This is a genomic window from Vagococcus luciliae (assembly GCF_024637875.1).
In the GTDB taxonomy this organism is placed as follows: domain Bacteria; phylum Bacillota; class Bacilli; order Lactobacillales; family Vagococcaceae; genus Vagococcus; species Vagococcus luciliae.
The window spans coordinates 1330323-1357259 of the sequence record NZ_CP102451.1 but is presented as its reverse complement, the minus strand read 5'-3'; the positions used below and the strand labels follow the sequence as shown (position 1 = coordinate 1357259).

Annotated in this window: 27 protein-coding genes, 1 tRNA gene and 2 pseudogenes; 4 read left to right on the top strand and 26 right to left on the bottom strand. The window is 33.0% G+C overall.

The window, feature by feature from the left end; all coding sequences use genetic code 11:
- Window positions 1-8 precede the first annotated feature (8 nt).
- From G314FT_RS06630 to G314FT_RS06595, 8 genes are all read right to left on the bottom strand, one after another.
- Window positions 9-770 carry an ankyrin repeat domain-containing protein gene (locus G314FT_RS06630; protein WP_257699687.1) on the bottom strand — a complete coding sequence of 254 codons (762 nt, stop codon included), beginning with the start codon at window positions 768-770 and terminating at the stop codon, window positions 9-11.
- A 186-nt stretch (window positions 771-956) separates the two neighbouring features.
- Window positions 957-2357, bottom strand: a complete 1401-nt coding sequence (gene citG, locus G314FT_RS06625; protein ID WP_257699685.1) for a triphosphoribosyl-dephospho-CoA synthase CitG — start codon at window positions 2355-2357, stop codon at window positions 957-959.
- Window positions 2358-2369: 12 nt separating this feature from the next.
- Window positions 2370-3905 carry a citrate lyase subunit alpha gene (gene citF, locus G314FT_RS06620; RefSeq protein WP_257699659.1) on the bottom strand — a complete coding sequence of 512 codons (1536 nt, stop codon included), beginning with the start codon at window positions 3903-3905 and terminating at the stop codon, window positions 2370-2372.
- Window positions 3906-4796 (bottom strand): citrate (pro-3S)-lyase subunit beta, encoded by an 891-nt coding sequence (gene citE, locus G314FT_RS06615; protein ID WP_257699655.1) that lies wholly within the window; start codon window positions 4794-4796, stop codon window positions 3906-3908.
- On the bottom strand, window positions 4796-5092 hold the full coding sequence (gene citD, locus G314FT_RS06610; RefSeq protein ID WP_257699654.1) for a citrate lyase acyl carrier protein: 297 nt from the start codon (window positions 5090-5092) through the stop codon (window positions 4796-4798). Before citD ends, citE begins: the two co-directional genes overlap by 1 nt.
- 17 nt (window positions 5093-5109) lie before the next feature.
- A complete protein-coding gene (gene citC / locus G314FT_RS06605; RefSeq protein WP_257699652.1) occupies window positions 5110-6150 on the bottom strand; it encodes a [citrate (pro-3S)-lyase] ligase in 1041 nt (346 codons plus the stop codon).
- 25 nt (window positions 6151-6175) lie between these two features.
- Window positions 6176-7480: a 2-hydroxycarboxylate transporter family protein gene (locus tag G314FT_RS06600; protein ID WP_257699650.1), complete on the bottom strand. Its 1305-nt coding sequence runs from the start codon at window positions 7478-7480 to the stop codon at window positions 6176-6178.
- A 20-nt stretch (window positions 7481-7500) separates the two neighbouring features.
- Window positions 7501-8637, bottom strand: coding sequence for an NAD(P)-dependent malic enzyme (locus G314FT_RS06595; RefSeq protein WP_257699649.1), 1137 nt, complete (start codon window positions 8635-8637; stop codon window positions 7501-7503).
- A 211-nt stretch (window positions 8638-8848) separates the two neighbouring features.
- Between G314FT_RS06595 and G314FT_RS06590 the strand changes: the two genes are divergently transcribed.
- Window positions 8849-9790, top strand: a complete 942-nt coding sequence (locus tag G314FT_RS06590) for a sugar-binding domain-containing protein (protein ID WP_257699648.1) — start codon at window positions 8849-8851, stop codon at window positions 9788-9790.
- Between the two features lie 330 nt (window positions 9791-10120).
- On the opposite strand, the gene G314FT_RS06585 is transcribed toward G314FT_RS06590, so the two are convergent.
- From G314FT_RS06585 to rpoN, 16 genes and pseudogenes are all read right to left on the bottom strand, one after another.
- A complete protein-coding gene (locus tag G314FT_RS06585) occupies window positions 10121-11068 on the bottom strand; it encodes a hypothetical protein (protein WP_257699646.1) in 948 nt (315 codons plus the stop codon).
- A 181-nt stretch (window positions 11069-11249) separates the two neighbouring features.
- Window positions 11250-11375, bottom strand: a pseudogene (locus tag G314FT_RS06580) (hypothetical protein); the annotation flags it as partial.
- 145 nt (window positions 11376-11520) lie between these two features.
- Complete coding sequence (locus G314FT_RS06575) at window positions 11521-12000, bottom strand: hypothetical protein (RefSeq protein ID WP_257699635.1); 480 nt, start codon at window positions 11998-12000, stop codon at window positions 11521-11523.
- Entirely contained in the window at window positions 11969-12211 is a 243-nt protein-coding gene (locus G314FT_RS06570) for a hypothetical protein (RefSeq protein ID WP_241699111.1), read from the bottom strand. The genes G314FT_RS06575 and G314FT_RS06570 overlap by 32 nt, the downstream gene beginning before the upstream one ends.
- A gap of 154 nt (window positions 12212-12365) precedes the next feature.
- Window positions 12366-12743, bottom strand: a complete 378-nt coding sequence (locus tag G314FT_RS06565; RefSeq protein WP_257699634.1) for a hypothetical protein — start codon at window positions 12741-12743, stop codon at window positions 12366-12368.
- Window positions 12744-12790: 47 nt separating this feature from the next.
- Complete coding sequence (locus tag G314FT_RS06560; protein ID WP_257699633.1) at window positions 12791-13372, bottom strand: AbiTii domain-containing protein; 582 nt, start codon at window positions 13370-13372, stop codon at window positions 12791-12793.
- A gap of 18 nt (window positions 13373-13390) precedes the next feature.
- Complete coding sequence (locus G314FT_RS06555) at window positions 13391-13816, bottom strand: selenium binding protein (protein WP_257699632.1); 426 nt, start codon at window positions 13814-13816, stop codon at window positions 13391-13393.
- A gap of 76 nt (window positions 13817-13892) precedes the next feature.
- A complete protein-coding gene (locus G314FT_RS10550) occupies window positions 13893-14066 on the bottom strand; it encodes a helix-turn-helix domain-containing protein (protein ID WP_423837494.1) in 174 nt (57 codons plus the stop codon).
- Window positions 14067-14123: 57 nt separating this feature from the next.
- Window positions 14124-14348 (bottom strand): annotated as a pseudogene (locus G314FT_RS06550) (recombinase family protein); the annotation flags it as partial.
- 254 nt (window positions 14349-14602) lie between these two features.
- On the bottom strand, window positions 14603-15904 hold the full coding sequence (gene eno / locus G314FT_RS06545; protein WP_257699631.1) for a surface-displayed alpha-enolase: 1302 nt from the start codon (window positions 15902-15904) through the stop codon (window positions 14603-14605).
- Between the two features lie 103 nt (window positions 15905-16007).
- On the bottom strand, window positions 16008-17534 hold the full coding sequence (gpmI, locus tag G314FT_RS06540) for a 2,3-bisphosphoglycerate-independent phosphoglycerate mutase (protein WP_257699630.1): 1527 nt from the start codon (window positions 17532-17534) through the stop codon (window positions 16008-16010).
- 1 nt (window position 17535) lies between these two features.
- Window positions 17536-18291: a triose-phosphate isomerase gene (gene tpiA, locus G314FT_RS06535; RefSeq protein WP_257699629.1), complete on the bottom strand. Its 756-nt coding sequence runs from the start codon at window positions 18289-18291 to the stop codon at window positions 17536-17538.
- A gap of 21 nt (window positions 18292-18312) precedes the next feature.
- Entirely contained in the window at window positions 18313-19500 is a 1188-nt protein-coding gene (locus G314FT_RS06530; RefSeq protein WP_257699628.1) for a phosphoglycerate kinase, read from the bottom strand.
- A gap of 89 nt (window positions 19501-19589) precedes the next feature.
- The gene (gene gap, locus G314FT_RS06525; RefSeq protein WP_257699627.1) at window positions 19590-20594 is read right to left on the bottom strand and encodes a type I glyceraldehyde-3-phosphate dehydrogenase; all 1005 of its coding nucleotides are present in this window, start codon (window positions 20592-20594) and stop codon (window positions 19590-19592) included.
- A gap of 42 nt (window positions 20595-20636) precedes the next feature.
- Window positions 20637-21674, bottom strand: coding sequence for a sugar-binding transcriptional regulator (locus G314FT_RS06520; RefSeq protein ID WP_257699626.1), 1038 nt, complete (start codon window positions 21672-21674; stop codon window positions 20637-20639).
- Between the two features lie 172 nt (window positions 21675-21846).
- Window positions 21847-23190, bottom strand: coding sequence for an RNA polymerase factor sigma-54 (rpoN, locus tag G314FT_RS06515; RefSeq protein WP_257699624.1), 1344 nt, complete (start codon window positions 23188-23190; stop codon window positions 21847-21849).
- A gap of 62 nt (window positions 23191-23252) precedes the next feature.
- Between rpoN and G314FT_RS06510 the strand changes: the two genes are divergently transcribed.
- The 3 genes from G314FT_RS06510 (at window position 23253) to G314FT_RS06500 (ending at window position 24622) form a co-directional block, all read left to right on the top strand.
- Window positions 23253-23324: transfer RNA gene (locus tag G314FT_RS06510), tRNA-Arg, on the top strand.
- A gap of 180 nt (window positions 23325-23504) precedes the next feature.
- Window positions 23505-24098, top strand: coding sequence for an ATP-dependent Clp endopeptidase proteolytic subunit ClpP (gene clpP, locus G314FT_RS06505; RefSeq protein WP_117972957.1), 594 nt, complete (start codon window positions 23505-23507; stop codon window positions 24096-24098).
- A gap of 11 nt (window positions 24099-24109) precedes the next feature.
- Complete coding sequence (locus G314FT_RS06500; protein ID WP_257699622.1) at window positions 24110-24622, top strand: DsbA family protein; 513 nt, start codon at window positions 24110-24112, stop codon at window positions 24620-24622.
- Between the two features lie 76 nt (window positions 24623-24698).
- Here the strand turns inward: G314FT_RS06500 and G314FT_RS06495 are convergent, their stop codons facing one another.
- Window positions 24699-26219, bottom strand: coding sequence for a HAMP domain-containing sensor histidine kinase (locus G314FT_RS06495; protein WP_257699612.1), 1521 nt, complete (start codon window positions 26217-26219; stop codon window positions 24699-24701).
- On the bottom strand, window positions 26219-26908 hold the full coding sequence (locus G314FT_RS06490) for a response regulator transcription factor (RefSeq protein WP_117972960.1): 690 nt from the start codon (window positions 26906-26908) through the stop codon (window positions 26219-26221). The genes G314FT_RS06495 and G314FT_RS06490 overlap by 1 nt, the downstream gene beginning before the upstream one ends.
- Window positions 26909-26937 lie beyond the last annotated feature (29 nt).

Here is a 26937-nt window from a genome sequence, read left to right as displayed (position 1 = left end):
TGTAGTTACTACTCTAATTGCTTCAAGATTGAAGTGTATCCTAATTGCTTAGCATAATCTTCAGCTGTACGACCTGAATAATCCCTTAGAGATTTATCCGCTCCAGCTTTTAGTAATTCAGCCACGATATTTTGATAAACCTTTGAACCATCTCTTAAAGCAACAGCTTCTATTAAGGCAGTATAGCCAGAATTATTTTGATGATTAATATCTACCTTTCCATCTTCAATTAATAATTTAACATTTTCTAAATGTCCTTTTTCAGCAGCTGGAATAATAGCATTTCCGCCAAATCGATTATAAATCGCTTGATTTGGAGTACTATTTTCCAATATATAAGCTAAAATCTCTGTCTTACCTTGAGCTGCAGCATACAAATAAGCACTATCTTGAATGTTATCCTGTTTATTAACATCCGCTCCTACATCAATTAATAATTTTGCAATTTCCACCTGATTGTTATGTGTCGCTATGACTAAAGGTGTTTCGCCTTTCTCATTTTGCTCGTCGACTATATAATCATAATCAGATAATATTTCTTTAACTTGATTAACGTCATTATTCCCAACAGCTTGAAGTAATATTCCTGATTCAAACTTCTTTAAAACATGACTTGACGATTGTTCTGTTGCTTCAACCGATTGAGAAGTAGAAGAACTAATTGTTTCAATCGTACTCGTGTCAGAAGTGACTACTTGTTCTTTCTCTGCTTTATCTGAACAAGCTGATAATATGGTTAACAGAAAAATTAAACCTAACACTTTTTTCATCAAATGGTTCCTCCCTTTTATTACTTACTAAAAGTAACTTTAGTAAAATAGTACCACATTTTCATTTTATTCCCTATTTTTATGCCTGATTTTCAACATAATAAGTGTCATAAACACATTAAGTCTTATGATTATAATTAATGTCCTCCTAAAATAAAAAAACTACCCATTTTATAGGTAGCTTTTTTAAGATAATTGTTCGATAAAATAAAGACATAACGTCATAATTAATAAATCAGCCGTTCCACCAATGCTTAAATTTCTTTCTTTATACTCACGAATCATATCAAGATATAATTGTCTCCCTAGATTTGATTTTACTCCACCAGCAGCTAGAATATCCGTTGCGCTTTGTCTTGCTTCATCTAATATTTCCACAGTACCTGCCCGTTTTATAAGATTAGTATCTTTAGAATATTTTAATAAATACAATAAAGTATCAATCATTCGATCATTAATATCACCTGTTGTTTGATTAACCAAATATGGTAGTGAGTGATTAAATACGATTGAATAACCACTGCTTGCTTCTCCTCGAATTCCTGAAATACCGTAATCTAAAAATAACTTTTCTCCAATTGTCAAATCTTTCGGATCTTTATTTTCCAATCCATCAAAATCAGCCATCAAATACCTTAACATCTCTTTTATGATTTCTTGAATATCAATTAAATCTAAACTACCAGATTGAGCAAAAGAATATCCTAAAGCAGTTATCAATACACCTAAAGAAAAAATGGCACCTTTATGCGTATTTATTTGTTGAGTCGCTTCATTCATAGATTTTTCTGCTTCTATCCCGATTGGACGTATTTTATTAAATAATCCACTTAATGGTTGATCTTTAGAGTAATAAAATCCTGCTTCAAAAAAAGAATCAAAAAATGGAGTTAATGCACAACTACTATTTATAAAAGTATAAATAGTCATGTCTTCATGAGCCCCAGAATCAATCGCATCTACCAAGCCAGGCTTTGGGGTACACGTCACTTCATATAATAATGCTTTTTGAGCACATTGAGATACTGCTTTTTTAGTATTAGAAAGATAATAATAAGTGTATAGCGTCACTAACTCGCGTTGAATTTCTTTTAGGGTGTGTTTTTTACTTCTAGCACAAGCCTTAGCATCGTTTTGACAAACAAAACACTTTCTGGGGGAGAGGCTTAATGATTGTCTAGAAATATCCTGAATGCTGCTACCAACTGTAACATAAACATCCAAATCAATCATAGAGCTTAACGAAAAATTATTTTCTAACTTAATACATAATTTTTTTGCATCAATGCCACTCATTTCAATAACAAAGTACCCTTCTGGCCCGGTTGGTAGATCACGATAGGTTTCCGCAAGTAACGTTACACTACTGGCTAATAAATAGTGTTGAAGCATATTACTCGCGGAGTGAAATACCTTATTAATAGCATCATTGGTTTTAATTGGTCCAGGTATGTTCATCTTTAAAGAAATTAATGTACTTTTAGGGTGACGCGCTAATAATTTTTTTTGTAAAGCTACGCGATCTTCTCGATTATCTAACGCATCCATTAAAGATATTTCTTGTCCTTTTTCAAATACATTTTTCATTAAGAGTCACACCTATTCTTTTATTTGTTTTACAATATCAATTAATGTTCCATCACGATATTCAACGAGTGCTACAACACGATCAGTAAATTCTAAATTTTCGGGAACACCGACAATTTTTTCAGCACGCTGTTGTAATTCTTCAATTGTAAACACTGGAACTTTAGAATTAGCAAAAATTTCTTTTAAATCTTCACGTTTAGGATTAATAGCAATCCCTACCTCAGTAACTAAAATATCAATGCTATCTCCTGGTGTAATCACCGTTGTCACATCGTTTACAACTGTTGGTATTCTTCCACGAACAAGTGGTGCTGTGATAATTGTTAATTTAGCATTAGCCGCATCTTGATGCCCACCAATCGCTCCTCTTAACACACCATCAGAACCTGTCATAACATTTACATTAAATTTTGTATCAATTTCAAGCGCTGATAAAATGACAATATCTAATTGATTAACTACAGCACCTTTATTAAAGGGATCAGCATAAAATGATGCATCAATTTCTTGTTGATTTTCATGCTCAGCCATCCCTAAAGCAGCACCTTTATCAAAATCTTGCACATCCAACACTTTTTCAATAAATCCTTCACTTAATAAGTCAACTGTTGGTTTAGTGATACCACCTAAAGCAAAAGAAGCTTTTATATTTTCTTTTTCCATACTTTCCTTTAAGTAACGACTAACAGCTAAAGCTGCACCACCAGTACCTGTTTGGAAAGAAAAGCCATTTTTAAAATAAGGTGATTGTGTAATCACATCATTAGTGAGTTGAGCAATTTTTAATTCCTTAGGATCTTTAGTGAAACGTGTCGCACCAGCCCCAATTTTTTCAGGATTACCAATTTCATCAACTTCCACAACATAGTCAACTTGTGTTTGTGGAATACTGATTGGTGTACATGGATATGGCACTAATGTATCCGTAATCAAGACTACATTATCCGCATATTTTGCATCGACCATCGCATAACCTAGAGAACCAAAGACTGCTTTTCCATGAATCGCGTTTGCATTTCCATATTCATCTGCATTTGGTACACCTAAAAAGGCGACATCTATTTTTATTTCACCTTGTTCAACTGCTCTTGCACGACCACCATGTGATCTTAAAATAACTGGATTATCCAATCCACCATGAGAAATAAACTCTCCTAATGATCCACGCATACCACTAGAAGTAATATGTGTAATGACACCTGATTTGATACACTCAACAACCATATCATTCATTACATTAGTTAAAGAACTAGGCGCTAGAGTTAAGTCTTTAAATCCCATTTCTTTAATAACAGACATCACTTGATTGAAGACGTAATCCCCTTCTCTAAAATGATGATGAAATGAAATGGTCATACCATTTTCTAATCCAACTTTTTCAATGACTTCTTTAATACTATGAACTAATTTTGTATCTTTTTGAGAAACGACTTTGACAGTAGGGGCTTTATAATCAATTTTTTGATGATCAATTGTAGTTGTTTCAAAAACAGAATAATCTGTTAAAAATTTATCTGGTATGTCACGATTCACTTTGTTTTTCATTTAAAACTCTCCTTCATCCAAAAGTCCTGATGCTTTTGCTAGCATAATGACACGTTCAGCACGTTCAACAATTGGTTTATCAATCATTTTACCGTTTAACGAGATAACACCAGAACCTTTTTTCTTCGCTTCTTCAATCGCATAAACCACATCTTTAGCATGTTTAATTTCTTTTTCAGTTGGTTGATATACACTGTTTACAACAGGAATTTGTCTTGGATTAATAACTGATTTGCCATCAAAGCCTAATTGATGAATCAATGTCACTTCATTTAATAAACCTTCTTCATTATTAACATCAGAATACACTGTATCAAATGCGGCGATACCAGCCGCTCTTGCTGCATGTAAAATCATACTACGAGCAAAGAATAACTCTTTTCCATCTGGATAACGTCTGGTTTTCATATTTGTCACATAATCTTCTGCTCCAATTGCGATACCAATTAGACGATTGCTTGCAACAGCAATAGCCGGTGCATTTAATACCCCTTTAGCTCCTTCAATTGCTGCCATCATTTTAGTTGTTCCCACTGGAATACCAAAAAAGTTTTCTGCTTCTTCAATGACTTTTTCTACTTCAACAATATCTTCTACGGTCTCTGTTTTAGGAAGTCTAATAACATCTACTCCGGCTTTCACCACAGCAAAAATATCTGCTCGACCAAATTCTGAATGTAAATCATTGATACGAACTACTAATTCAGTATCACCATAATCGACTGTTTGTAACGCTTCAAACACAAGTAATCTTGCAACATCCTTTTCTGTCATAGATACAGCATCTTCTAAGTCAAACATAATTGAATCGGCTCCATAAATCCCTGCATCTTTAATCATGCTAGGATTATTTCCTGGCACAAACATCATTGTTCTTCTTAATCTTTCCATTAGATTAGCGCCTCCCAATTTAGATCATGATCTTTTTCAATGGCACGTTGAATGGCTGCTTCTGTACGTGCTTTAATGGTACAATCTAGCGCACCTTTATCAACTGCTTTAACTGTCGCATTTTTTATACCATATTTGTCAAACGTTTCTAAAATAACGGCTTTAATTTGTTTACCAAATTGTTCAATAACCTGACTTTCTAAATCAAGTTCAATACCATTTTCACCAATTGATACCATAATTTGAATATCACTAGATTCAAGTGTTCCAGCAATCGCTGTTTTTTTGATGTCCATAATTCTCTTCCTTTTCTTTAATTATTGTCTAATCGTTTCTGTAATTCGGTTAAATGTTCGCTAATAAAATGATACGTTGTTATGGGGACAAGTTGTTTAATTAACTCTAAGTCTCCAAATTGAATACACTCTCTAACTTTTGTTGCCGAGATAACTTGATGATGATCAATCGTTTTTCTTGGAATAATCTCTACTTCTATTTCTGGTGGCAAATAAGTTAGCAACGCTTTATTATAGCGCTTAGTTGTATCAGATAATGGTTCTTCTCCTAAAAATCGTTTAGTAATATGTAAGGTTTTCGCGATATACTCCTTAAACAATAAGGCATCTAACTGTGTTTGATAAGAAATCACCTCTTCTTTATTTTTTAAAAAATAAGAAGGAAAAGTAGCTAAACTAACCATATATTCCCCACCTTGACATACAACAGCGCGTTCCAAATGTTCAACCCCTTGACACACCAACTGATATCTTTCTTCTGACGTAAATAGTGACTGATTGGCACTTACGACAAAAACATAAACATAGTCACTTTTCTTCAATGCTTCTTCTACCAGATAAAGATGTCCCTTAGTAAATGGATTGGCATTCATCACTATTGCTGAAATCGTATAATCGCCCTTTATCAAAGGGAGTTGTGATAAAAAGGTATTAATCGATTGATCTCCTTTTTCTAAGAAAACCCCATATTCAGTCGTCATAATGTTAGAAAAACCTAAATATTGAAAAGATTTAGCATAATCTAATTTTGTAAAAACTAATACATGAAATATTCCCTGACTAGCTAATGCGTTAATAGCATGAGAGACTAACATATTAAACAACTTTCCGTTTTCACGATACCTTTCTTCAATGACTAAATATTTCAATACATTTGATGCAATAGAAATTGTCGCAATTAATCCTTGATTATCATAAATTCCAAAAGTCTGATCAAGAAGTAAAACGTCTTTATCCGTAATAGAAAAGATATCATGGTGATATAACAGGCTTTCCCACTGTTGACGTGTCTTTTTGTCTTTTAAAAATAGAGTCGTAATTTTTAATTCATCACTCATGATAATCTCTCCTTATACTAACTATCTAAACGAATAAACTCATTAAAAATATGGCGGTTGTTACCATCATAGCCCCACCTAAACGTACTGAAACTTGAGCAAATGGCATAAGTTCCATACGATCACCTGCTGCTAAAATAGCTAAAGCTCCTGTACCACCTTGTCCACTACAACAAGAAACAGCAATAGCTGTATCAACAGGATACATACCTAACGCTTTTCCAACAAAGTAAGCAGTTAATACAATTGAAAGAACTGTGGCAAAAATGGTAATTAACATAGGAACATGTGTAAAGACTTTAACTAAAGAACCCCAAGGAGTCATCGCAACCCCAACACCAAATAGTAATGGAGGAGTAATTCCTTTAACAGTGAGGGAGTAAAGTGAATGTCCACCATTTTCAATATCCTTTGGAATCCATCCTAACATTTTAGCACCCATAACAGCGACTAATAATACAATTGGAGCTGGTAAATGAATCACATGATTAACCCAAACACCCAATAGATATAATGTAATAGCAAGGACACCTGTGACTAACATTTTTTCAATATCAACGTCGACTTTTCCACCTTTTAAGTTATCTAAGTGTTCATCATCACCATCAATTAATTGTCCATTACCAGTTAATTCTGGATGTTTTTCACCAAGTTTTTTTAATAATCCGGCAAAAATAACCGCCACTAAACTACCTAACATGACACATGGTAAAATTGAAGCAAAAATATCTGCTTGTTGTGTTGCAATAAGTCCTGCGTATCCAATTGATAAAGGTAATGCTCCTTCACCAACTCCACCAGCCATGATTGGTGCTACTACAAAGAAAAATGCTTCAAATGCTGACAAACCTAGCAACATACCAACACCTGTTCCAACTAATGCACCAACAACATCACAAATAATCAAGATTAAAATAATTCTAGAACTAGCCTTTAATAATGTCTTACGATTCATTGAACAAATACTACCGACGATTAATAAAGCGATAAAGAAAGATAAAAAGTTATTATTTTTCATGAATGCTGTCACTGTTTCAATAGATGATTCAGGAAGCCAAGATTTATATACTAAAAATGATGGCAAGAACGTTACAACTAATACTTTTCCCCCTAATGAGTTTAAAATAGGGATATGCTTTCCAACTTCTTCTAAGATAAAAGAAAATAATGTCATAACACCAATGGCACCCATCATGTCATTTGGCATAATTTTATTCACTGTTAGTAATAAATAAACGACAACTAAAATGAGGTAGATAGGTAATGGGATAAATCCAATTTTTAATTTTGACACTTTTTCAAAAAAAGTTTGTTGTTTTTTTTCTTCCATTTTTTATTCCTCTTCTCTTTTTAATTAAAAAAATTAACGACAGATTGTTTAACAGCTGGAACAACTCTTGTTTCAAATACATTTGGAATAAAATAATCCTCAGTTGGATTTTCTACTAAATCAGCTAATGTCTTAGCAACGTGTAATTGTAGCTTTTCGTCAACAAATTTAGCTTTTGCTTCTAAAAGTCCTGCAAATAACCCTGGAAAGGCTAATACATTATTCACTTGATTAGGGTAGTCTGAACTTCCAGTCGCAATTAGTTTTGCTCCTCCTTCCTTGGCTTCTTCAGGAGTCACCTCTGGAACAGGGTTAGCTAATGCAAAAATAATCGGATTATCATTCATCGTACGAATCATCTCTTTTGTTAAAAGGTTCCCCGTTGATAACCCAATAAATACATCTTGATCCACAATTGCCTCTGATAAATCACCAGATTCTCTTTTGTTAAATAATGATAATAAATGCTCCTGGTAAGGGTTCAATTGAGCTGATGATTTTGTTAAGATCCCTTCTTTATCCACTAATGTCACATGAGTTACGCCAGCTGCTGCAAGTAACTTAGCTGTTGCAACACCTGATGCCCCAACACCATTTAACACAATCTTTAAATCAGATAATTTTCGGTGACTAACTTTTGCCGCGTTAATCAGTCCAGCTAATACAACGATTGCTGTTCCTTCTTGATCATCATGATAGACAGGTATATCTAATAGCTCCTTTAACTTGTCTTCTATTTCAAAACACCTTGGAGCTTGAATATCTTCTAAATGTATTCCCGCAAAACTATGAGACATATTTTTGATTGTTTCAACAAATGCATCAATTTCTACCTGATCAATTGCCATTGGAATAGCGTCAACATTAGCAAACGTTTTATATAAAAGAGATTTACCTTCAACAATAGGCAATCCAGCTTGTGGCCCAACATTTCCAAGACCTAATACAGCAGAACCATCTGAAATGACTGCAACCAACTTTCCACTGATTGTATATTCTCTAGCCAATTCATTATGCTTTTCAATGAGTTTGCTCAGTTCAGCCACACCCGGTGTATAAGCCTTAGCTAAATCAATGCCGTTTTTTACAGGTAACTCTGATTGTATACTTAAAACACCAATATGTTCATGATGCAATTCTAGAATTTCATTATTCAAAATTCTCAGCTCCTTTTTATATTTTTATAAACACATTATACAATTTATTTTAAAAATTGTAAATAATTATTATTATTTTTAAAAAATGTAAATGATTTTGTTTATTTTTTTAATATTTTCAAAAAAATAGTAATATATTTTCATTTTTTAGAAAGAATATACTTAAAAAATTTGGTATAATAAAAGAAATAACAAGTCGAGGAGCCTTACTATGGAAAAAAATGATATCAATCAACTCATGATTAATTTAGCAAAAGACTACTATATTGAAGATATTCCCATCACAACTCTGACCAATAAATATGAATTAAGTCGATACAAAATATTAAAATATCTAAATGATGCCAAAGAGCAAGGAATCATTACTATCAACATACAAGCCCCTTATGAGCGAAATTATGAACTAGAGAGATTATTAGGTTCTATGTTTGATACTTCTTTTTTCATCCTCAAAGAAAGTGAAGATCTGACAAACTCCAATTACTATTTTTGGAAATTTTCAGCTGAAATTATTGAAGATTACATCATCCAAGCAAATATTGTCTCTCTATCTTGGGGTGATTCTATCTATCAAATTATTGAACAATTTAAACCTGCTATTACCGAAAATTTGATTTTCACACAATTTGTCGGTGAGATAGGAAAATATCATTCTTTAGCTGGTTCTATGAGATTAGTTCAAAAAGCTGCTTCAAAATTTGAAGCAAATTATTTAACGCTCACAGCTCCTCTTTATATCATTAACAACCAAGCAAGAGAGCTTCTTGCACTAGAGCCTTTACTGCAAAAAACATTAGTTACGGCAGAAAAATCCGATGTCATTTTAACTGCTGTCGCAACACCTGCTTCTATCACAAGTGTTGATTCATGGAACCAAAATAAGCATTTACTTTTTGGTGACTCTTTTAATCAAACATGCGGATTCGCTTATGGTAGACCTTTTGACGAGTACGGAAATATTCTAAATTTAGAAAATGATAAAACATTTGGTCTATCACTTGAACAAATATTCAAAATACCAAAAAGAATCTGTGTTAATAATAATAAATTTAAAACTGGTGCTCTAATTGGCGCATTAAGAGGAAACTTCTTTACCCATATGTTTCTAAATGAGAAAAGTGCGCTTAGTATCCTTGACCAATTAGAACAATAACTACTACGTAGTGTGCTATTAAGTTTCTTTTGTTATAAAAAAACTTAATTAAAATTCATAAAAAATTAAATAATTATTTAATATATATATTATAACACTTAAATAGATATTTTATATTTTAAAGTACTTTTAATTTATAAAACCCTTTCTTTTTAATCTAAATATTATAATAAAGCAATTTATTACGGACAAAAAAGCAACAGTTTTTTATAATGACTATAAAAAACTGTTGCTTTTAACTTTTATTGTTCTATCCATTTTATACTAAAAAAATATTTAAATTAATTATTGCTACACCCAAAAACTAAAACTTAATCTTTGTCTGCACATTCATCTTATAAATTCATCACTCACCACATGCCATTCATTTTCTGAGTATGGTGATCCTTGTTCTAATTTTCCATCTTTTGTGACACGAAAAACTGAAGATAATGTTTTATAGGTATGTGCTAGATTCCAAGTATAAAGAGATACTCGAATCATCCCTTCATTATCCGTTTCTGACTGAAGTCCAATGTCTTCAAAATTTATTGGCTCAGTGGCTGATGAAGAAAGATAATCTTTCACCCAAGTCTCTGCTTCACTAGTTGTTATTTGTTGAGTTTGCTTCGATATTTTGTTTTTTACTTCAACATTAGTTGTGTCCATATACTTATCTGATATCACTTCCCAACCAGTGACATCACCTTTTCCTAAATAATAACCAGATATTTCTAGTTGTCCATTTTCGTTAACCCTAAACACGCAATACTTATCCACTTGCTTATCTTCTGGTGGCAACACATCAATGTACACTAGTCGATCCTTTTCATCACTACGTATAGTTAAACGATAATCTTGTAAGTCAGGAAAATTTTCGAAACGTTTTTCCCATACAGCACCTACCCATTGTTTAATTTGATCTGTTGTTAATTGTTTTTCATCAATTAAACTTGATTCTGTTGTGGTTTTTGATTCTTTTGACGCGACAATTGATGTACTTTTCTGAGTGTTAACAACTGCCCTATCAGATGATGGTATTGTTTTTTTAGTTTCATTTTTTTTGATACTAAATACTAATCCAGCCATAACAATTATCAAAACCCCAACAATTGATAATCGGATTTTCTTCTTTTTTTCTGCTTGTTCTAAATCAGCAAGCATTTCTTGCAATACTGATTTTATTGTTTCATCCGTTGTATTCGCTATTTCAAATTGAATCATATATTTTTTATCTTTATTATTCTTTTGACTTAACTCTTCCAACAAATGATTTAAGTGTTCTTTACTGTTTACCATGTCATCCTCCAAAACTAAATAATCCTATAAAAAGTATAACATAAAGACAAATTATGTTATTCAAAATCATATAAAAGTGTTTATTATTTTGTTATTATTTAGTTCATAAAAAAGCACCCTCCAGTTTTCTAGAGGGTGCTCTAAGTCCGAACAGTTTTAATTCCATTAGAATAAGCTATATTTAATCGTTAATTATTTGTTTTTTTAAGTTGTAGAAAGATTTCAAACCATTGTATTCAGCAATTTCACCTAATTGGTCTTCAATACGTAATAATTGATTGTATTTATCAATACAGTCAGACGAACTTTGCTTTTGTTTGAAAAAAATCATACCACATAAAGCTTTATATATCAACATTCTTAAAAATAGATTGTTATGTACTACTAACTAGGATACATTTTGTAGTTAGCAGTATCTTACTATATAATAGTATCTTCTGGAAATATACATATTAGTTCTCTAATAATCGTGAAAACCAATCTTCTCTATTAGAACGTTCAAATGAGTTCAAACCTTCTTTTAATTTACCTCCAATGGTTTCCCCAAGTACATTACTTATAAAACAATTTGCTGTCCCTGCACCTAAACCTATTAGCAATGCTATAGTACCTCTTAGGTAATTCTCTGACAAAACTATTTTATTTCCTTTTTTATACAAAGTAGTTGGAACTTCTTTAATGAACTTAGAATCAACTCGACTTTGATTATGAATTATTATATTTCTTCTTGCTACAATTTCGGTATAAAAATTTTTTATCTCATTATCATAATTTTCAAAATAAGTTTTGCATTCAAGTTTACATTTTTCTTTAGTAAAAAACTCAACAGGATTTCCATAGAAAATACTTCTTACCTTTTCTTCTATCACTCTATCTAAAACACTCGAAACATCATCATATTTATAAATTAATTTGTATGTTTTTTTTTGCATCTAATGGTACATCTCCCATTTTTTCTGGTCTATACGAATAATTTATTATAGCAATATCACATATATAATCTTCAAATAAATTAATCGCATCAATAAAATGAGTTTTCAAATTCCCATGTTCTAAGAACCTATCCTTATCTCCAGCCATTCTTTTTTTACTTACTAATAACTCATCATTAGACAGCAATGAGTTCTGAATAAACGATTTCAAGTCTGCTTCCTGAACTAAATTTTGTAAATAATTATATTCTTACCAGATATTCTTCATTTCTCTACTAAATCTTTTAAATCTTATATGTGTTTTAGATACTACAATATCTTTTGTTTTTTTCATCTTTATCGTCCTTATATATAAAATCAGAATTTTATTTATTAATTTTTATCCATTCATCATCAATTTTCGTGTTTTTGGTTCTCCAACCGTCTGGTACATCAAGAAAAAGATATTCACAGTATTTATCTTTAGTATCATAGTATGAAATTCTTATTGTATCAAATTCTAATTCTGTATCTTTTCTTAAATTAAACTGTAAATTATACCTAACAATTGATTCTGGTTCCAAAATAAATGTATAAGTTCCCTCATTTCCAAAAGCAACTATTATTCCTTCACTATTTTTATAATGTGATGACTGAACCATACTCTTAATTTTCTTATCTCCTTGATAAAGAACTAAATTAAGATTACGTATTATCTCTTTTTTTCCCTTAGTATTATGTAATTCTATCCATAAAGGAATCATAAGCGATTCACCGCTACTTACTCTATAGATTCCCCAAGGTTTTGAATTTATTTTACTATAAACAGATTTTGTATAAAGATTAACTTTTCCTTTATTAACTTGATATCTAGACTATCTAGATTGCCAAACTCTTTTTCTAAATCAAGTAACATCAATAACGCTTTATTCTTCACATTACTGGTTATTTCAGATAATGACATTAAACTATACTCTTGGAAAATACTATAACATTGAACACCTGTTTTATTGTAAATAGCACCTGCTAAAGAAGTCAAATCAACTCCTATTTCACTCTCATCAAGTAATGTTTTTTCTATTGAGCTAATACTTTCCTTTATTTTGGGATTGAGCACAACATCTCTCATTTCTTCTGGAATAAAAGAAATCGGAAGCGGTTGATTAGTAATTTGAAAACTCCCATTTATTCCAGAATATATAATTCTATTTCCTACTTTTTTTCTATAATCAGGTAACATTTCCAAGTTTGAATATCCATTTAACTCCCCTTTTATCCACTCTTTCATTTCAACAATATTTAAATCATCAGTAATTATTAATAATCTTTGTAAAGTTTCTTCAACAGTAATTTGATTAGTCGCTACATCTTTGATAAGTTGACTTTTTGCCATAATAATCCCCTTTTTAAACTAATATCCTCTTAATTTATGAAGCATCTCTGAAAGTTCTTCATTTTCTTTAATGAATCGATGTAAATAATTTTCCGTAATAACAAATTGAACATGATTTCTATCTTTAGATGCTAGTCTTTGCTCTCCATCTATATCAGTAATTTGAAAACTATGAACTATTCTATTTCTCTTCTCAACTAATTCCTCAAATTTTTCCATAATTTTCAGATTAGAGGCTTTCTTTATTTCTGATTGAACTGAATTTTTTAATCGTCCAGATGTCATATCAATTAATGAATACCAATCAAAACTATTACTTGTTTCAATTTTTAGGTAGTTTTCTATCACAAATGAAGTATTCGAATTAAATACAGTAATTGAGCTACCTAACAACTCTCTATATTTTTTCGAAGGTAACAACTGTCTAGTAAATTTTTCGTACATACAATAATCAACTCCTAATTTTCTTTAAAAATATTCTATATTATTGTTTTATTGAATATTACGTTTAGACAAATAATTAAATACACTCTTTATCTATTAATCTTTCATCTCTAATCCTATAAATCGTGTTCCTATCCACATCTAACTCTTTAGAAATCTGAGTTATAGGAACATCTTTCTCCAACATCTCAACAATCTTTTCATATGTTACACATTTCTGTTTATCTGTTGAGTCAGCACTATAAGTCAAAGGGCGACCTTTATATTTACCTTTTTCAATACCTTATATCTGCCTTTTACGTATCTATTTACGCTCATTTTCAGCCGTATACTTAAACAATTCAATGATTAAGTTGTTTAGTAACCTTCTCAAGTTATCGTCCTGTTTACCTTTTAGGGATGGTAAATTAAGGATTTCGAATGTAGCTCTTTGTCTTGAATTCATGATACTAGTTATTTCTTTATTACTTCGCCCTAATCTGTCTAATTCCAACACAACTATTATATCATCTTCCCTAATATAGTTAAGCATCTATTTTAATTATGGACGATTATTATCTTTAAAGAAAATTTTTTAAACTTTTGCAGCTCTAATAACTTAAATTGTCTTTCTAAATTTTGTTCTCTTAAGGAATTTATTACTTATCACAAAGATCATTTTGCCATAGTAATTGACATTTTGAATCCTCTTAAAAAAACAAAAAAACACCCTCCAGTATTAACTAGAGGGTGCTCTACGTCCGAACAGTTTTAATTCCATTGGAATAAGCTATATTTAATCGTTAATTATTTGTTTTTTAAGTTGTAGAAAGATTTCAAACCTTTGTATTCAGCAACTTCGCCTAATTGGTCTTCAATACGTAATAATTGGTTGTATTTAGCAATACGGTCAGTACGAGAAAGAGAACCAGTTTTGATTTGTCCAGCATTAGTTGCAACTGCGATGTCAGCAATTGTTGAATCTTCAGTTTCACCAGAACGGTGAGATACAACAGCTGTAAATCCAGCTTCTTTAGCCATTTCGATAGCATCAAATGTTTCTGTTAATGTACCAATTTGGTTAACTTTGATTAGGATTGAGTTACTTACGCCCATTTCAATACCACGAGCTAAGATTTCAGTGTTTGTAACGAATAAGTCGTCACCAACTAATTGAACTTTTTCGCCTAAGCGTTCAGTCAATAGTTTCCAACCATCCCAGTCGTTTTCATCCATACCATCTTCAATAGTGATGATTGGGTATTTGTTAACTAATTCTTCTAAGTAATCTACTTGTTCAGCAGCAGTACGTTTTGCAGCACCTTCGCCTTCAAATTTAGTATAGTCATATACGCCATTTTCGTAGAATTCTGATGATGCACAGTCAAATCCAATCATGATGTCTTTGCCTGGTACAAATCCAGCAGCTTTGATTGCTTCTAAAATTGTTTCAACACCGTCTTCAGTTCCTTCAAAACGAGGTGCAAATCCACCTTCATCACCAACAGAAGTTTCTAATCCACGAGATTTTAAGATTTTAGCTAATGCGTGGAATACTTCAGCACCCCAACGTAAAGCTTCTTTAAATGTAGGAGCTCCTACAGGGACAATCATAAATTCTTGGAAAGCGATTGGTGCATCAGAGTGAGAACCACCATTGATGATGTTCATCATTGGAGTAGGTAATACTTTTGTATTAAATCCTCCTAAGTAATGATATAAAGGTACTTCTAAGTAATCAGCTGCAGCGCGAGCACATGCAATTGATACACCTAAAATAGCGTTAGCTCCTAATTTACCTTTGTTTGGAGTTCCATCTAATTCGATCATACGACGGTCAATAGCCATTTGGTCTCTTACGTCATATCCAATTAATTCTTCTGCGATGATGTTATTTACGTTATCAACAGCTTTTAAAACACCTTTACCTAAATAACGAGATTTATCTCCATCACGTAATTCAACAGCTTCGTGTTCACCAGTTGATGCTCCAGAAGGCACCATACCGCGACCAAAAGCACCACTTTCTGTGTAAACTTCTACTTCAATAGTTGGGTTACCACGTGAATCTAAGACTTCGCGAGCATAAATATCTGTAATAATTGACATTAACATTTCTCTCCTTTAGGAATATTGTTTTTATAGCTACGGAAGGAATCTTCCATAAACATTGTACCATTTTCACGACTACTTTCAAATAAAAGCACGTGAATTATTTAATTAATGACTCACCTGTCATCTCTTCAGGTTTTTCAATACCTAATAAGTCTAACATTGTAGGAGCCACATCTGCCAAGCGGCCACCATCTCTAAGAGTTGCGCCAGCTTTTGTCACAATGACAGGAACTGGAACAGTTGTATGAGCTGTATGTGGGTTTCCTTCAGGTGTTGTCATTGTTTCTGAGTTACCATGATCAGCAAAAATGATTGCTGCGCCACCTTTAGCGATAATCGCATCTACTACTTTACCTAAACATTCATCCACAGCTTCAATTGCTTTGATTGCTGCTTCTAAAATACCTGAATGACCTACCATGTCAGGGTTAGCAAAGTTTAAGATAATCGCATCATGTTTGTCTGCTTTAATATCAGCTAATAAAGCATCAGTGACTTCATAAGCACTCATTTCAGGTTTCAAATCATATGTTTCAACTTTAGGTGAGTTGATTAAAATACGACTTTCACCTGGAAATTCTTCGTTACGTCCACCATTCATGAAGAATGTTACATGAGGGTATTTTTCAGTTTCAGCAATTCTTAATTGTTTTAAGCCTGCATCTGATAATACTTCACCAATCACATTTTTCATTTCAATTGGTGGAAATGCTACTTCTGCTACAATGCTTGGATTATATAAAGTCATTGTCACAAATTTAACATTTTCAGGATGATTTTTACGTTCAAAGTGTTTCCACTCTTTATCAGTGAAAGCATTTGATAATTGAATCGCACGGTCTGGTCTAAAGTTAAAGAAAATAACAGAGTCATTGTCTTTTACTTGTCCGACTGGTTTGCCGTTTTCTTCAATCACAACTGGCACTAAGAACTCATCATTTACTTTATTGTCATAAGATTCTTGGATAGCTTGTAATGGATCAGTCGCTTTCACGCCGATACCATCAACAATCGCTTCATAAGCTTTTGCTACACGTTCCCAACGTTTATCTCTATCCATTGCATAGAAACGTCCAGAAACTGTCGCAACTTTTCCGTAATCTAATTCTTTCATCACTTTAAGCAATTCTTCCATATAGCCATAAGCTGAAGTTGGTGCTACGTCACGACCATCTAAGAAAGCATGTACGTAAGTTTCTTTTACGCCGCTATCTTTTGCCATTTTTAAAAGGGCATATAGATGGTTTTGATGACTATGAACCCCACCATCAGATAATAGACCAAATAAATGAAGCGCAGAATCATTGTCTAACGCATGTTGAATCCCGTTATTTAGGGCAACATTTGTTTGAAACTCTTTGTCTTCGATTGCTTTGTCGATACGAGTTAAACTTTGATAAACTATACGGCCCGCACCAATATTAGTGTGTCCAACTTCAGAGTTTCCCATTTGACCATCAGGTAATCCTACATCTAAACCAGATGCTTTTAGTGTGTTGTGAGGATAGTTATTCCAATAACGATCAAAGTTAGGTGTATTCGCTTGTGCAACAGCATTACCTGTAACTTCATCACGTTTACCATAACCATCTAATATAATAATTGCTACTGGTGCTTTTTCCATATTAGTTTAATGCCTCCAATAATGCTAAGAATGAATCAGGTTGTAAGCTTGCGCCACCTACAAGTGCGCCGTCAACATTTTCTTTAGCCATGTATTCAGCGATATTTTCAGGTTTAACTGATCCACCATATTGAATACGAACTTTTCCAGCTACGTCATCTGAATAAAGATCTGCAACTGTTTGACGAACAACGCCACAGATATCATCAGCGATTGTTGCATCAGCAGATTTACCAGTTCCAATAGCCCAGATTGGTTCATAAGCAATAACTAAGTTAGATACTTGGTCCGCTGTTAACCCTTCTAATGCTGCTGTAATTTGTCCTTTAATCCATTCAGCAGTTTTACCTGCTTCATAAGTTTCTAAAGATTCACCACAACATATGATTGGTGTCATATTATGAGCGATGATTGCTTTTGCTTTTTTATTGATATCTTCGTCTGTTTCGTGGAAATATTCACGACGTTCAGAGTGACCAATAATCACATAGTCAACACCTAAATCTTCTAGAGCTGCTGGAGATGTTTCACCAGTAAATGCTCCATTGTCTTCAAAGTAACAGTTTTGTGCAGCAATTTTTAAATCAGTTCCTTTAGCAATATCAACTAAATCTGTTAAGAATAAAGTTGGTGCGCCAATAACTGAATCCACCACATCGTTACTTGGAATTTTATTTTTTACTGCTTCAGCAAAGTCACGTGCTTCTGAAACAGTTTTATTCATTTTCCAGTTTCCTGCAATAATTGGTTTACGCATGTTCTCGACTCCTTATTAGTCTTATTTATCTGAAATAGATTCTACACCTGGTAATTTTTTACCTTCAAGGTATTCAAGTGATGCTCCACCACCTGTTGAGATATGTGTAAATTTATCAGCAAAACCTAATTGGATTGCAGCAGCTGCTGAATCTCCACCACCAATAATAGTAGTAGCATCTTTTAAGTTTGCGATAGCTTCACAGACACCAATTGTCCCTTTAGCAAATGTAGGTAATTCAAAGACTCCCATTGGACCATTCCATACAACTGTTTTAGCACCTTGTAATTCTTTAGTGAATAATTCAATTGTTTTTGGACCAATATCTAATCCTTCTAAGTTATCTGGAATATTATTTTCATGAATTTCAGTTGGCGCATCATTATCAAAGTCAGGTGCACAAACAGTATCCACTGGTAAAATAATTTTTCCAGCTGCTTTTTCAAGTAATTCTTTAGCTAAATCAACTTTATCTGGTTCACAAATTGATTTACCGATATTTTTGCCTTGAGCTTTGTAGAATGTATAAGTCATCCCACCACCAATTAAAATTTTATCAGCTTTCTCAATTAAATTTTCGATAACACCAATTTTATCAGACACTTTTGCGCCACCTAAAATAGCCACAAATGGACGTTTAGGTTCATCAACAGCGCCACCGATAAATTTGATTTCTTTTTCCATTAAGTAACCTGCAGCTGAAGGCAAGTTAGATGCAATCCCAACATTTGAAGCATGAGCTCTATGAGCTGTACCAAATGCATCATTTACATAAACATCACCTAAAGAAGCCCAGTATTTACCCAATTCTGGATCATTTTTGCTTTCTTTTTTACCATCAATATCTTCAAAGCGAGTGTTTTCAACAACCAACACATCTCCATCTTTCATTTCACTGATAGCTTTTTCAAGTTCAGCTCCACGTGTTTGGGGAACGAAAGAAACTGGTTTGTCTAGTAATTCTGATAGGCGAGCAGCAACTGGTTGTAATGATTTGCCTTCTTTATCCTCTTCAGTTTTTACACGACCTAAATGAGAGAAAAGAATTGCTTTTCCACCATGTTCGATAACATAATTAATTGTTGGTAAAGCAGCAATAATACGGTTATCATTTGTAATTTCTCCATCTTTAATAGGGACATTAAAATCAACACGTATTAAGACTTTTTTACCATTTAATTCTAAATCTTCAACTGTTCTTTTTGCCATGCTTGTTGACGCCTCCTTATGAATTAACAAAAAAAGCGAGAAAGCGCGATAGCTTCCCCGCTTCGATAATCTTGATAGGGTGTATTAAATTAAGCTAATGATGCAAAGTATTGTAAAGTACGAACTAATTGAGCAGTGTATGACATTTCGTTATCATACCAAGAAACAGTTTTAACTAATTGTTTGTCGCCAACTGTCATTACTTTAGTTTGAGTTGCATCAAATAATGATCCGTAAGTCATACCAACGATATCAGAAGATACGATTGGGTCGATTGTGTAACCATAAGATTCATTAGAAGCTTTTTCCATTGCTTCGTTAACTTCTTCAACAGTAACTTCTTTGTCTAAAACAGTTACTAATTCAGTTAAAGAACCTGTTGCGATAGGAACACGTTGAGCAGCTCCATCTAATTTACCGTTTAATTCTGGAATAACTAAACCAATAGCTTTAGCAGCACCAGTTGTATTTGGTACGATGTTTGCAGCAGCTGCACGAGCACGACGGAAGTCACCTTTTGGATGTGGTCCATCTAATGTCATTTGGTCACCAGTATAAGCATGAATTGTTGTCATTAATCCTTCAACAATACCAAAGTTTTTGTTTAAAGCATCTGCCATTGGAGCAAGACAGTTTGTTGTACATGAAGCACCTGAGATAACTGTTTCTTTACCAGTTAATGTTTCATGGTTAGTGTTATAAACGATTGTTGGAACGTCATTTCCACCTGGAGCAGAGATAACAACACGTTTAGCACCAGCTTGTAAATGTAATTCTGCTTTTTCTTTAGATGTAAAGAATCCAGTACATTCTAAAACGATGTCTACGCCTAATTCTCCCCATGGTAATTCAGCTGGGTTAGCGTTAGCAGTTACTTTAACTTCTTTTCCGTTTACTTTGAAAAATCCATCATGAACTTCAACGTCACCATTGAAACGTCCTTGAGTTGTATCATATTTTAATAAATGAGCTAACATTTGTGCATCTGTTAAGTCATTGATTGCTACAACTTCTAATCCTTCAACTTCTTGAATACGGCGGAATGCTAAGCGTCCGATACGTCCAAAACCATTAATACCTACTTTAACTGTCATGTGAGATTTCCTCCTTTAGAAAATCGAAAAAATTTATTTATTTTAAAGAGTTTCCTCTTTTAAAATCTGTTTTGCAGCTCCCTCATCTGTGAGTAACCACGTCTGCTTAGGAGCATTTTTGATGTATGCCTCTATTGCCCTAGCTTTTGTTTTACCACCTGCTACAGCAATAACATACGGTATTTTTTGAAGATCTTTCATTTGAAGACCGATTCGAGGTATTTTATAGACGACCTCTCCGTCTTTATCAAAGAAATAACCGAATGACTCAGCAACAGCTCCATTATTAGAAAGCATTGCTAAATCACTTGCACTCATATTACGACGTTTTGCCATATGCAGTGCTCGTCCAATACTGTGAATCACAACATTTGATTTGGATATCAACTCTAATACTCGTTGGACAGTTGGCTCGTGAAGTAATAACTCATATGTTTCCGAACTGACTTGTTCTGGAACATACAATACTTTAAACTCGCCACCAGTCTGTTCTGCCATTGTGGCACTTATTGAATTAGCTTGAGTTTGAATGGTTTCACCAATTCCTCCTCTTGCTGGAACAAAAATATTATGTCTTTCTGGTGTCTCTAATTTGTACATGCATCGACTAACTGTTGCCATTGTCGTCCCACCCATAACGGCAATAATGTTTTCACCATCAGGTAAACGTGTTGAAAGAATATCAGAGATAATCTCGCCAAACTTTTCTAACACTTTGCTTTCAGTATCGCTATCTCCAGGCGTAATCAAACACCTTTCAATACCAAGCTTACTTGCTAATTTTTTTTCCAGGACACGATTGCCCGTTTGCTCTGCCATGACTATTTCTAAATCACTATAAAGACTTAATCCTTTTTCACTAAGCGACATTCCAATTTTAGACACATCAATCAAATTCAATTGTTTTAATACTTCTGTTTCACTTCGAAGTATTCGTTCAGTTAAATTTACCTTTTCAGATAATTTTCTACGTCCAACTGGTTGATTCCAATAAATGTTTCGCATAATACGAAATCGTTGTTCAATCACTTGAATCATGTCAGGAGCAATCTGTTCAATAATATCAAAATCATTGCTCATAGATAATACTCCTCAACTCAAGGGACAATTTCAGTCCAACATAGACTTTTTTTGACCCACGTATTGTATTTTGATAGGGCTGAGTCAAAATAACTTTTATTTTGTCCAACCCTTACACGCATATAATAACAAGTCTTGATGAATAATACAAGTCTGATACTCAAACTTTCTCTTAATTATCAAATCTTTTTCTCATAGAAGATGACTGAATTCCTAATTCCTCACGGTATTTAGCGACTGTTCTTCGAGAAATTTGAATATTTTTTTCTTTTAATAAATCGACAATTTTTTGATCAGATAGTGGTTTGGTCTTGTTTTCTTCTCTGATAATTGTTTCAATCAATTGTTTAACATCATTTACTCCAATCACTTCGTTTGAATTTTTTTGTTCCAATCCTGTTGAAAAGAAACTTCTTAGCTCAAATACACCAAAATCTGTTGTTAAATATTTTCCATTAACAGCTCGACTAATAGTTGATTCATGAAGTGATAGTTCTTCTGCCACACTTTTCAACTTCATGGGAGTAAGTGGGTGATTGGATTCTATAAAGAACGCTGATTGTTTTTTAACAATTTCTTCTCCTACTCGTAAAATCGTATTTCCTCGCTGCTCTAAGGTTTTTTTAAGCCATTCAAATTCACTTTTTTTATCATTTAAATATCTTTTGACTTCTTCTCCACCTTGATGAGACATTTTTTCAAAATACGTTGTTTGAAAGCTAATTACCGGCTTTCCTACTTTAGTAGATACAATAGAAATTGAATTATCTGTTCTATCTACTTTGACTTCTAAATCTGGGTAAATGATACTATCTTCGTCCGAATAAAACAGTGATCCTGGATTTGGGTGTAATTTTTGAATATAGTCAAAAATTTCTTGAATCTCCACTAATAAAATCCCTAACTTTTTTTCAATCTTTTGCCATTTTCTATTGGCCAATTCGTCAAAATATTCTTCCAATACTAAGTAAGCTTGGTTAGGAGCGTTATCATCTCTTTCTATTTGTAACATAAGACACTCTTGTAGATTTCTAGCACCAACACCAGCAGGTTCAAGCATCTGAATAAGTGTTAATGCATCTAGCACTTCTATATAAGTCGCTTGCTTTAATTTCATCGCTTCTTCTATTGAAATTGTTAAGTACCCATTTGTATCAATAAACTCAACAAGAAATAAACTAAGACTTCTCAACGCTGTATCCCGATAATTCAAATGGATTTGTTCAATCAAATAATGAAACAATGATTGAGTCGTTTCTGGAATCTGATTTATCCAATCCGTTTTTCCATCACTTTTTGACGCATCATAATTTTTAGGTTCTAAGTATTGAGTATCCATATCGGAAACGGATACATCAATCAACGGATTTTCTAACATTTTATCATTTAAAAAAGAAAGTAAGTCTTCTGTACCATACTGTAGTATCTTAATGGATTGTTGTAATTGTTGGGTCATGGCTAATTTTTGAGTCTGAACTTGGCTTTGACCCTGTCTAAAATTTTGCGACATTTTCATCAGCTTTTCCTCCTTTTCATCTTGCTATTTATGTTTTTTTTGGTAAACTAGTAAAAGTAGATGCGCCCTTAGTGTAGTGGATATCACGCAAGATTCCGGTTCTTGAGACGGGGGTTCGATTCCCTTAGGGCGTGTTACTTTCTTTTTAAAAGAAGTATATCATATTTTATCATAATATTTTTAAGGACGTAGGTCCTTTTTGTTTACTTTTTATTATTTTGACCTTTTTTGACTAAGATGACGCTAAATTCTAGGTAGAATAAAAAGAGTATGTTAAAATGTGGCTAGTAGCGTTACTATTAGGAGGAATTTATATGAATTTAATACCAACAGTTATCGAACAATCTGCTAGAGGTGAACGTGCCTATGATATTTATTCACGTTTACTTAAAGATCGCATCATTATGTTAAGTGGCCCTATTGACGATAACGTTGCAAATAGTGTCATTGCACAATTATTATTTTTAGATGCCCAGGATCCTGAAAAAGATATTTATCTTTACATTAACTCACCAGGAGGAAGTGTTTCAGCAGGTCTTGCCATTTATGACACAATGAATTTCGTTAAATCTGATATTCAGACTATCGTATTAGGTATGGCTGCATCAATGGGTAGTTTCTTATTATCATCTGGAACTAAAGGAAAACGATTTGCTTTACCAAATGCTGAAATTATGATTCATCAACCGCTTGGAGGAGCCCAAGGTCAAGCAACAGAAATCGAAATTGCAGCGCGCCATATTCTGAATACAAGAGAAAGACTAAATAAAATTTTAGCTGAAAATACTGGTCAGCCAATTGAAATTATCGAACAAGATACTGATCGAGATAATTTCATGTCAGCTGAAGATGCTAAAAAATATGGCCTCATTGATGAAGTAATGGTAAACAGTGCCGCTTTAAAATAAGGAGATGAGTCATGCCTATGACACAAATTGACACATCAAAAGTCAATACTACAAACGGAATAAAGATTGGGCAAAAGGAAGCACCAAATACATTAATTGAATTTGTTAATCTTCGATGTCCATACTGCCGCCAATGGTGGAATGAAAAGTTAGACTTAATAACAGATGAAGTATCTAAAAATAATCTTCATTATGTCATCAAACTTTTTAATAAAACATCACCTAGTCTAATACTTGGTAACGTTATGCATCAATATGTTCCAATGGATGAACGAGCTCTTGAGATTATTACAAAGATATATGACACTCAAAATGAGTGGGGTGGGTTATCTTCTTCTGAAGAGGTAACTCGTTTTGCTGAAGAAACATTAGGACTTGTAAAGCAATCAAATGATGTAGCGCTAGATAGTATTGTAAAAGAAGCAGAACAAGCCTCTATCCGTTTTGTTCCTACTTTAATTGTGGGCGATATTAATTTTGACCAAAAGATTTCAAATAATGATTTTTTAGCTTTATTTAATTAAAAAAACGTATCAAGTATGAGTCACCTCACTCTACGCTTGATACGTTTTTTCTATTCTATTATATTTTTTGAGTCAATTAATTAGTCGTTTTTTCTGTCACATAAGGAATAGATAAATAAAAGGCTGTTCCTAAATCTACATGACTTTTTACATTTATCGTGCCATGATAATTTTCGATTAATTGTTGTGCAATAGACAGCCCTAATCCATTACCACCAGTATGACGAGCTCTTGCTTTATCTACCCGGTAAAATCGATTAAATACTTTTTCAATCTCCTCTTCTGAAATGCCTTCACCAAAGTCCTGAATCATCACATCAACAGATTGATAAGACTTCGATGCTGAAATAATCACTTCTTTTCTATCTCTAGAATACTTTACGGCATTGTCCATTAAAATAATTAAAATCTGTTCAAAATGATTACGATACATTTTGATTTGAACCGAATGATCTAAATCATCATCGTCTAAATTAAACACAAAATCTGGATACAACATTTGAAAATTACTAACCGTTGTTTGAATCGTTTCTTTTGCCAAACATGTTTCATTTTTATAATGAAAGTCCGATTGTTCTGCACGAGATAAATCAAGCATCTCTTGAACCAAGCTTTTCATACGTGTGATTTCTTGTAATGAGGCACTTAAAGATTCTTCCAACACTTCTGGATCGTCTTTTCCCCAACGATTCAATAAATTCATATGCCCTTCAATGACCGCAACAGGCGTTCTAAGCTCATGTGACACATCCTCAACAAACTGTTGCTGTTGGGTAATAAAACGCTCCATACGCTCAATCATGTCGTTAAACGCCATAGCTAGATCATAAATCTCATCATTTGATTTAGGAATAGGCATTCTAAGACCTGTTTTATGAGCTGTTTCAATATTATTTAATGTTTTCACCATTTTTCTTAGCGGACTTGTAAAGTAAGTTGATAAGAGGAAACTCACAATGACACTAACAAGTAATCCGCATATACCTATCATAATTAAATTCTGTAATAGTTCTTTTCTAAACTTATAATAAAATCCTAAGTCATAAAAACCTTGTGCATAGCCAATCAACTTACCAGTTTGATCAGAATAAACTGGTTTTAATAGAACTAATCCAGTAACGTACTCATACGTTTTTATGCTTGTTTCTGATTGTTCTTCTTTATTGAATGGTACAAAACGATTTTTCGTTTCAAATACCAAATCACCATCAACATTATATACTTTTAAATCCATTTCAGGTCGTGACAATTCAGAGATAAAGCTATTCAAATTCATCATACTGGATTCTAATGTGTTCGCACCATAGTAACTATCGCCTACATACTCGCCTGTTGATTCTTTTAAATAGAAAACAGAGCTATTAAAACTTAGCGATTCGGTTCCTCTTGATAAACGAGTGGTAACTTCAGATAACGTTCGATTAAATGTCATTTCTTCTTGTTCGACCATTAGTCTTGTACTAATTTGATAAGATATAATGGCAAAAAGCGTAAACAAAATAGAGATGACTAATGATGTTAGTATCGTCCATTTTAATGTGATAGATCTCCAAGAAAATTTTTGAGGCCAATTCATCTTACTTTTAAATTGATTCATCACGATCTCATAACATACCCAGTACCACGAACAGTTTGAATATAACTATCTTCTCCTGGCACATCAATTTTATTACGTAAATAACGAATATACACATCAACAACATTTGTTTCAACTTCTATTTCATAGCCCCAAACCTTATTTAGTAACACATCTCTTGATAGCACGACATTAACATTTTCCATCAAAATAAGTAATAACTCATATTCACGTTTAGTTAACTCAATAATTTCATCACCACGGCGAACTACGCGATTTTCCTTTTCAATGGTTAAATTACGATAAGATAAAGTCGTTTGTTTCGCGACATTTTTATCTCCCTCAATATCAATTCGGCGGAGTAATGCACGTAATCGTGCTAATAATTCTTCAATCGCAAATGGTTTAACAATATAGTCATCTGCTCCATGGTCTAATCCTGATACGCGATCAATCACTGAATCTCTTGCTGTCATCATAATAATAGGCGTATTTTTTACTTGACGAATACGACGACACACCTCTAAACCATTTAATTCAGGTAACATTAAATCAAGTAGAATCGCGTCCCATTCTTGCGATAACGCTGCCTCTAAACCAGTACGTCCATTATAGTGAACCTCTGTCTCATATTTTTCATGCTTTAACTCTAACTCTACAAAACGAGCCAAGTTTTTTTCATCTTCAATAATTAATATTTTATTTGACATAAATACACATGCCTTTCTCATTAAACTAA

Coding starts and splice junctions, on each gene's coding strand:
- G314FT_RS06630 (WP_257699687.1), bottom strand. CDS start 770: ATGAAAAAAGTGTTAGGTTTAATTTTTCTGTTAACCATATTATCAGCT.
- citG (WP_257699685.1), bottom strand. CDS start 2,357: ATGAAAAATGTATTTGAAAAAGGACAAGAAATATCTTTAATGGATGCG.
- citF (WP_257699659.1), bottom strand. CDS start 3,905: ATGAAAAACAAAGTGAATCGTGACATACCAGATAAATTTTTAACAGAT.
- citE (WP_257699655.1), bottom strand. CDS start 4,796: ATGGAAAGATTAAGAAGAACAATGATGTTTGTGCCAGGAAATAATCCT.
- citD (WP_257699654.1), bottom strand. CDS start 5,092: ATGGACATCAAAAAAACAGCGATTGCTGGAACACTTGAATCTAGTGAT.
- citC (WP_257699652.1), bottom strand. CDS start 6,150: ATGAGTGATGAATTAAAAATTACGACTCTATTTTTAAAAGACAAAAAG.
- G314FT_RS06600 (WP_257699650.1), bottom strand. CDS start 7,480: ATGGAAGAAAAAAAACAACAAACTTTTTTTGAAAAAGTGTCAAAATTA.
- G314FT_RS06590 (WP_257699648.1), top strand. CDS start 8,849: ATGGAAAAAAATGATATCAATCAACTCATGATTAATTTAGCAAAAGAC.
- G314FT_RS06585 (WP_257699646.1), bottom strand. CDS start 11,068: ATGGTAAACAGTAAAGAACACTTAAATCATTTGTTGGAAGAGTTAAGT.
- G314FT_RS06575 (WP_257699635.1), bottom strand. CDS start 12,000: ATGCAAAAAAAAACATACAAATTAATTTATAAATATGATGATGTTTCG.
- G314FT_RS06565 (WP_257699634.1), bottom strand. CDS start 12,743: ATGATTCCTTTATGGATAGAATTACATAATACTAAGGGAAAAAAAGAG.
- G314FT_RS06560 (WP_257699633.1), bottom strand. CDS start 13,372: ATGGCAAAAAGTCAACTTATCAAAGATGTAGCGACTAATCAAATTACT.
- G314FT_RS06555 (WP_257699632.1), bottom strand. CDS start 13,816: ATGTACGAAAAATTTACTAGACAGTTGTTACCTTCGAAAAAATATAGA.
- eno (WP_257699631.1), bottom strand. CDS start 15,904: ATGTCAATTATTACAGATATTTATGCTCGCGAAGTCTTAGATTCACGT.
- gpmI (WP_257699630.1), bottom strand. CDS start 17,534: ATGGAAAAAGCACCAGTAGCAATTATTATATTAGATGGTTATGGTAAA.
- tpiA (WP_257699629.1), bottom strand. CDS start 18,291: ATGCGTAAACCAATTATTGCAGGAAACTGGAAAATGAATAAAACTGTT.
- G314FT_RS06530 (WP_257699628.1), bottom strand. CDS start 19,500: ATGGCAAAAAGAACAGTTGAAGATTTAGAATTAAATGGTAAAAAAGTC.
- gap (WP_257699627.1), bottom strand. CDS start 20,594: ATGACAGTTAAAGTAGGTATTAATGGTTTTGGACGTATCGGACGCTTA.
- G314FT_RS06520 (WP_257699626.1), bottom strand. CDS start 21,674: ATGAGCAATGATTTTGATATTATTGAACAGATTGCTCCTGACATGATT.
- rpoN (WP_257699624.1), bottom strand. CDS start 23,190: ATGAAAATGTCGCAAAATTTTAGACAGGGTCAAAGCCAAGTTCAGACT.
- clpP (WP_117972957.1), top strand. CDS start 23,505: ATGAATTTAATACCAACAGTTATCGAACAATCTGCTAGAGGTGAACGT.
- G314FT_RS06500 (WP_257699622.1), top strand. CDS start 24,110: ATGCCTATGACACAAATTGACACATCAAAAGTCAATACTACAAACGGA.
- G314FT_RS06495 (WP_257699612.1), bottom strand. CDS start 26,219: ATGAATCAATTTAAAAGTAAGATGAATTGGCCTCAAAAATTTTCTTGG.
- G314FT_RS06490 (WP_117972960.1), bottom strand. CDS start 26,908: ATGTCAAATAAAATATTAATTATTGAAGATGAAAAAAACTTGGCTCGT.